Raw genomic sequence first — 6,885 nt, 5'->3', positions numbered from 1 at the left:
CAAAAGCCTGGATATAAAAGCCATGGCCAAGATCACCGCCAGCGATGGGCTGTATCAACCCAAGGTAATCGTAGGAACTTTGTGCAGAGCGCTGGATTCCACCCAGTAACAGGGTTTGAGCTTCTGCTCTAGCAGGAAGCAGGACGTTTATGAACAGTGTCACTATAAGACCCATCTGTAACCGGCAAATAGCGGATGAGTTCTTGTTCGCCATCATTCACCTCCCGTTTGCGAACCTGCTGGGCGTACTGCGGACTCCTTGGGTAAGCGATGATAGCGTCTGCGCACCATTGCGTAGATAAGTACGGATACCATTGTGGCGAAGATCAACAAAATGACGATTGCCCACCAGAGATGGTGGCCTGCCCATACGCCTATGCCGCCACTGGTTCCGAAGGCGTAGAAGGGGACACTTTCCATACCAACGGCATGGATGGTTTTTCCTTGAATTTCCCACCAATCCGTAAATCCTCGCAGTTGTGACCACAGCCCAAAGCCGATCAGGGTATTGATGGCCTTATTCAAAGTGCCATCATTCAGTGCCGAAAATACGATGAGAGGATGGCCGTCATAACTGGAACTGAAAGCCAAACCATTGTTTGTCAAAGAAAATTCGTAATGACTTGGCTGATCATCTTCGTTCCCCAAGCTATCCTGCAAGGATCGAGATATTCCCCAGTCCGAGTTACTCCCGGATGGCTCAGTCAAGCCGAGATGATTCAGTAAAGATTGGGGTAATTGCCGTAGGGGTGCTACTGCAAGAATAGGCCCCGAATGTAAATTATCCAGGCCCCCGGTATGTACTGAAAATGGGGCGCCATAGCGCTGCGCGGTTTTGCCGATCAGCGTGGTCATGGCTGAGAGGGTGTGGTTGCTGTACTTTTTCGGCACGAAAAGATTTACCGTCTGGCCATGTCTAATGTTCAGCGTACCAGCGGTGCTCAGGGCGGTCAGATCCAGGTGCTGCAAAGCATTGCCGCCCTGCCAGGTAAAAGTGGAATTGGCAAATACACTGAGTTGCAGATTGGCACGTTCGGAGTTAAAGAGAAAATCATGGGTGGACGCCGGAATCAGATTGGGAACGAGAGTAAGAGTATTCCAGCCTGATTTCACTTCGGTACTAGGAATACTGACCGCGTATTTCACATACTTTCCACCGGTCGGATCGTTCAACGGAATCGAGCCTTCGAGTGCCCCGTTAAAAAGTATGTTGACATCAGAGGTGGCAGACATGCCTGCTGAATACACCAGGTTCAGGCTCAATTCTCCTTCTCTCTGCCATCCGCCATTCCAGATCTGCATGCTTACCGGACCACTGAACCCACTGAGAGTGGTGGTCTTGAATCCGGTCGCCAGAAGCGGAAAAGAGGCAGAGGCAAAAGGCGAAGCGGTAATGGGCACCGGTTCTGAGTGAGCGGAGTTTTCGATGCGGGAGTTTTTGATCGCCATTTCCGCAACGGAAGGATAATTTATTTGAATGTTGGCAAAGCTCCTGGCCGCTGTTAGTACTTCCTGCGAATCTCTACCAGTCAGAATCAGCAGATTATAGTGAGAATGTCCAGGAAACTGTCGAACCAGAATAGTTGCATTTCTAATCGCTGACACGCCCAGATTCTGCAACACTGGGGCTAACGCAGTTGATGTGCCAATAATCAAGGCACTACGGCTCCCAACAGGCAAGTCTGATAACACTGCATCCAGAGGGTTTGAGGCTTTGCCAAGGAACGTCTGTAGGGATTTGACTTGAATGTGTGTAGGCAGAAACTGGTATCTTAGCCCAATGCCTTGAGCAGCATAAGCCAGGGCCTCTGTGTAATCTGAAAAATCCACACCGTATATGGGAACAACAGGGGCATAGTCGAGAGATGCACGGTCAAATAGCCAATCAAGATGGTCGAGGCGGGGTTCGATGGCCTTTGGAGTGCTCAAATAGTTGAAAAGAGATGTTCGGGGATCAATCTGCACCCAGTTGGAATCAGAGTCTCCAGCAACGCCAACGAGTTTGAGGATCAGCGTATGAAAACCTGCATCCAGATGTGAGCTGGGAATAGAGAATTGATTATTCAGGTCACTGCCGGGCTTCAAAGCAATTTGTTCTATCACCTGATTATTGGAAACCGCTTCCAGCAGGACCGAACTACTCATTCCCTGAGATATGCATCCCTGTAGAGACACCTGGATCTGGGTGACATCTTCCCCATGGGGTATGGAGAAAGGTATTTTCACCGTCGCTCCATGTCCCTGCAAGCGGATTGCTTCCTTGTTGCCGATAGTTGTTGCGAATGGTAAGGCCACGGGAGTCCCTGAAGCGGAAACTGTGGCATTTTTCGGTGTGGGTTTTGCGGTTGCCATACTTGTGACTGCCCAGACAGACCATGAGCCAGCACAAAAAAGCATGAAGATGAAAATCAAGCGCGCGATGAGCATTTTCATCATGCCATAATCTCCTCGTGAAGACCGGATTTTTTGTCCCAGATTAATTCCTCATCCAGTATGACCGGCTCTACTGAGTGAATGTTGGTGAGTGAGGATGCGGGAAGTGCCATAATTGGTTCTAAAAGCTCATGCCGTTTGTTTCGCCGGAAGAAAAGCCGTTGCTGTTCGCGAACCAGGGCTTGGATCATACTCCTCCAGTAACGACCTATAGAAATATTACTCAAAAGATGCCAAAGGTGTCTGACGCCATACACCATCGCTAACCGGATGAATAATAAAAGTGAACCAAAAATGCTTCGCGAATGACGGCGCGATCTGGTCAGCTCCAACAGATCGTTACTGGATCCATAGGCGATGGCCACGGCTGTTACGATGTCTGCCGCAGACTGAGGCTTGTAGCGTACCGAAATGAGCAGATTGTTCCCAGCAAAAGCATCACGTAATGCACTGATCTCGCAATGAATATATCGATCATCGCCAAAGTCAAGAACGAGCGGTGTGCCCAATTGAATGGTTCCGGATTGGCGGTCAATGGCGACCGCTGCACCTCGCCAAGAGATGTTGACCGTGCGCGCCGGAATTCTATTGCCATTTTCGTATTCGAGTATCAAAGACTTGCTCAGTGGAATACGTGCTGAAGAACGCCGCTGGGGCTTTTCGTGGGTGACGCCCAGGACAGCGAGGAGAAATAATGTGTCAAGAACCGCCCAAAACAGAACAAACAAAATGGCGTCGATACGCGCACCGGATTGTTGCAAGAGGTTTATTCCACAAACAATAGCGAGCATATTGACTCCCAGAAGCAGGTAAAAGGGCCATGACAATACTGACAGGAAGTGTCGGTCCAGATACTCCCCTTTGGGGGTCACCTTGAAGTTTGGTGATTTGGGGCGAAACAGCACCTTGCTCATTGACATAGCGATGAAGATGCTTTGTAACGTCTCGTAAACTTGGGATATGAAAGGCCAACGCACATGACGATAATAATGTTGGGCGACCATTAACGAGCTGAGTAAATAGGGGGCCAGATAAACCATGAGTTGGGATGGCGTGGTATGACAAAGCGTAACCCCAAAAATCAGATAGGCTGGTGGTGCCATTAACAGGGCAAGCCGGGAGTAAGCAAACAGCCAGTAAACTATTAAATTGGTGTACAACAGCTTCTGAATAACGGTTAATCCTTTTTGTAACCAGGGATTTTTTAGCAGGAAAATCTGTAACATGCCAGTGCCCCAACGGACCCTTTGGACAATCATGCCAGTAACAGTTTCTGGCTGCAGACCACTTACCATGGCCTTGTTCAGGTACAAAGTTCGATAACCTAACCGCATTGCGTCGATAGTAGTTTCAGCGTCCTCGGTGATAGTCTGTCCCGCAATTCCTCCCAAGGATTTCAACACAGGGGCTCGGAGTACTGCAGCTGACCCACAAAAATAAGATGTCCCCCAGAAATCGAGACCTGGCTGCATAACATCATAAAACAATTCGTTTTCTCCTGGGCCTCTTGGCATATCCAGATTTTTTTCGATGGGATCCTGACTGATAAAATTGTGAGGTGTTTGAACCAGAAAAAGTTTGGAATCGTCCAGGAAAAAAGGCACGGTATTGCGTAAAAAATCCCTGGTTGGTATGTGGTCACAATCGAGTATGGCAACAAGATCGCCTTGGGAGTGGGCCAAGCCATTGTTAATGTTTCCAGCCTTGGCGTGTTCATTTGCAGCGCGGGTCAGATAACGGGCTCCATATTCATTAGCCAGCTGTTCTAGATCGCTGCGCCGCTTCTGAGCGGCTTCCGCTTTTTGAGAGTCGCTTTGATGACATTTCTTGTCGGTGCCTCCGTCATCAAGAATCCAGACGATAAAACGGCTTTTGGGATAATCCAAGTTAACTGCTGCTGCCAAAGTAGGAATGATCACTTCATATTCTTCGTTGTAAGTCGGAATGAACACATCCACGCTAGGACAATCATTATCACGAACAGGTAAAGGGGGAATCTGGTGATCGATAGGATGAATGTTTACCAAGTGATTAAACATCAGCATGATGAATCCATAGGCTTCGGCCAGAAGTAAGATAAGGCCAGCGGTTTCGCTAACAGCTCCATAGCCTGAGGGCATGGTTTCTGTCGCTCGCCAGTAGAGGTATTTCCAGCCAAAATAGGCACTGGCGAAGATGATAGTGTAGCGCGCAAGCATCTTGCTGGTGGTGCTTGAGCGCCAGAGATCCCAGTTGTAAAGCAGAAGCATGATGGTAACCAATACACTGGAAAGAATGAGTTGGTTGTCAAGCGGAATCTGAATTTCAGCCAGGTAAACCACTAATAACACGATCATCCCGATTAATGCTGCGGAACTTATATGTTTTAACTTTTCAATACGAGGTATTCTTAAAAAGATATTCCAATGGCCTTTATATGGATTCACAGAAGTAATCAGTGGTGCTTCTCTGCGCTCAAATTTTTGCAACATGAGCTGGAAAGACTGAAATATTAAAGAAGATAGCATTCTCATGACAAACATCCCCATATTAGAGCCTATTAGCAAGATATTAACACAGCAATGTTACAGTTATATGACAATTTAAAAAGTTTTATGGTGCTAAATTTTTTAACCACAGAACCATAAGCAGACTATAAGCAATAATCGGGCCGTATATCTTCGAGGGAAATTTTATTAATCACCTGTTAAATAAATGGTACATAAATTTTCAACACTATGATTATAAATATAGAAAATTTTTTTAACCAAATCCGTATGTACTAATTTTGTTACACATAAATTTTGGTCTGCACCAATGTGGGGACAGATAGTGTATGCACTCCCAAAAATGGTGCTTTTTATTTATTTCTGACTCGTTACTGCCCCATGAAAGCAATCGTCAGTTTGTTATTGTCTGCGACGTCCGCTTGACAGTTAGGTGCGATATCCCTTAGTTTGCGAAAATGTATTAACGCTGGGGGCGTCTGCCAGGGGGCAGGCTGAGAGGAACCCTTGGAACCTGATCCGGGTCATGCCGGCGTAGGGAAGCGCTACAGGATCAACTGTCTGCGTCCTTCTTCCGTGTCCCGATCATGTTTTTCGCAATGCACTGGAATTTGGAGGAAGCACAATGGCGACACGTCCCACCGATATTACCCATAACATGCAGGAAGCCACGGTCACCACAGGATTCATACCGGGTTCCCGCAAGGCCTACCTCAGCGGTGAAATGTATCCTGAATTACGTATTCCTCTTCGTGAAATCCAGCAGACCGACTCCCGCAACCGCGATGGTTCGGTGGAGCATAATCCGAATATTCCCGTGTATGACTGTAGTGGTCCCTTCACTGATCCTGATACCCAGATTGATATTCATGCGGGACTCCCTGCTACCCGTTGGCAGTGGACTGCCATGGAGACGCCGCTGGAGCATCGTCCTGAACCGAGTTCGGCTTATGGTCGGGCCCGCCTCGCTGATGTCAGGACGGCTGATTTGCGTTTTCAACAGCGCCGCGAAATCCGGCGGGCCGCAGAAGGCGCAAATGTCTCCCAAATGCATTATGCACGACGTGGAATCATCACCCCGGAAATGGAATATGTGGCTATTCGTGAAAATCAGGGTCTGGAAAAATTGCGCGCCACCCATCCCGAACTGTTTCGCGCGCATCGTGGTGAATCCTTCGGGGCGCAGATTCCGGATGTGGTCACCCCGGAATTCGTCCGAGAGGAGGTTGCCCGGGGTCGTGCCATCATTCCGGCCAACATCAACCATCCCGAACTGGAACCCATGATCATCGGCCGCAATTTTCTGGTCAAGATCAATGCAAACATCGGTAACTCGGCGGTCACTTCTTCCATAGCCGAAGAAGTCGAAAAAATGGTCTGGTCCATCCGTTGGGGGGCTGACACCGTGATGGATTTATCCACCGGAAAGCATATTCATGAAACCCGCGAATGGATTATTCGCAACAGCCCTGTTCCCATTGGTACCGTACCCATTTATCAGGCCCTCGAAAAAGTCGACGGCAAAGCCGAAGATCTGACCTGGGACTTATACCGCGATACGCTGATTGAGCAAGCCGAGCAGGGCGTGGATTACTTCACCATTCATGCCGGAGTATTGCTGCGCTATGTGCCCCTGACTGCCCGACGGCTTACGGGTATTGTTTCCCGGGGTGGTTCCATCATGGCCAAATGGTGTCTGGCGCATCATCAGGAAAGTTTCCTCTACACCCATTTCGAAGAAATCTGTGAAATCATGAAAGCCTATGATGTCAGTTTTTCACTGGGAGATGGCTTGCGTCCCGGTTGTCTGGCAGATGCCAACGATGAAGCGCAGTTTGCCGAGTTGCATACTTTGGGCGAACTCACCCGGATTGCCTGGAAGCATGACGTGCAGGTGATGATTGAAGGTCCCGGCCATGTGCCCATGCAGATGATTCGCGCCAATATGGACGAAGAGTTGCAGCAC

At 48.6% G+C, this 6,885-nt stretch carries 3 protein-coding genes and 1 riboswitch; of the genes, 1 reads left to right on the top strand and 2 read right to left on the bottom strand.

The window, feature by feature from the left end; genetic code table 11:
- Positions 1 to 213 precede the first annotated feature (213 nt).
- On the bottom strand, positions 214 to 2,436 hold the full coding sequence (locus AC2VLY_RS07730) for a cellulose biosynthesis cyclic di-GMP-binding regulatory protein BcsB (RefSeq protein ID WP_486893945.1): 2,223 nt from the start codon (positions 2,434 to 2,436) through the stop codon (positions 214 to 216).
- Positions 2,433 to 4,946, bottom strand: coding sequence for a UDP-forming cellulose synthase catalytic subunit (gene bcsA, locus AC2VLY_RS07725; RefSeq protein ID WP_486893946.1), 2,514 nt, complete (start codon positions 4,944 to 4,946; stop codon positions 2,433 to 2,435). Before bcsA ends, AC2VLY_RS07730 begins: the two co-directional genes overlap by 4 nt.
- Positions 4,947 to 5,380: 434 nt before the next feature.
- Positions 5,381 to 5,477: riboswitch (TPP riboswitch) on the top strand.
- A 67-nt stretch (positions 5,478 to 5,544) separates the two neighbouring features.
- Here bcsA and thiC point away from each other — a divergent pair.
- On the top strand, positions 5,545 to 6,885 hold a 1,341-nt coding region (thiC, locus tag AC2VLY_RS07720; RefSeq protein WP_486922053.1), incomplete at its 3' end, for a phosphomethylpyrimidine synthase ThiC.

The organism is Acidithiobacillus sp. TH-A36, assembly GCF_057473445.1.
This window is presented reverse-complemented; position numbering and strand designations above follow the sequence as displayed.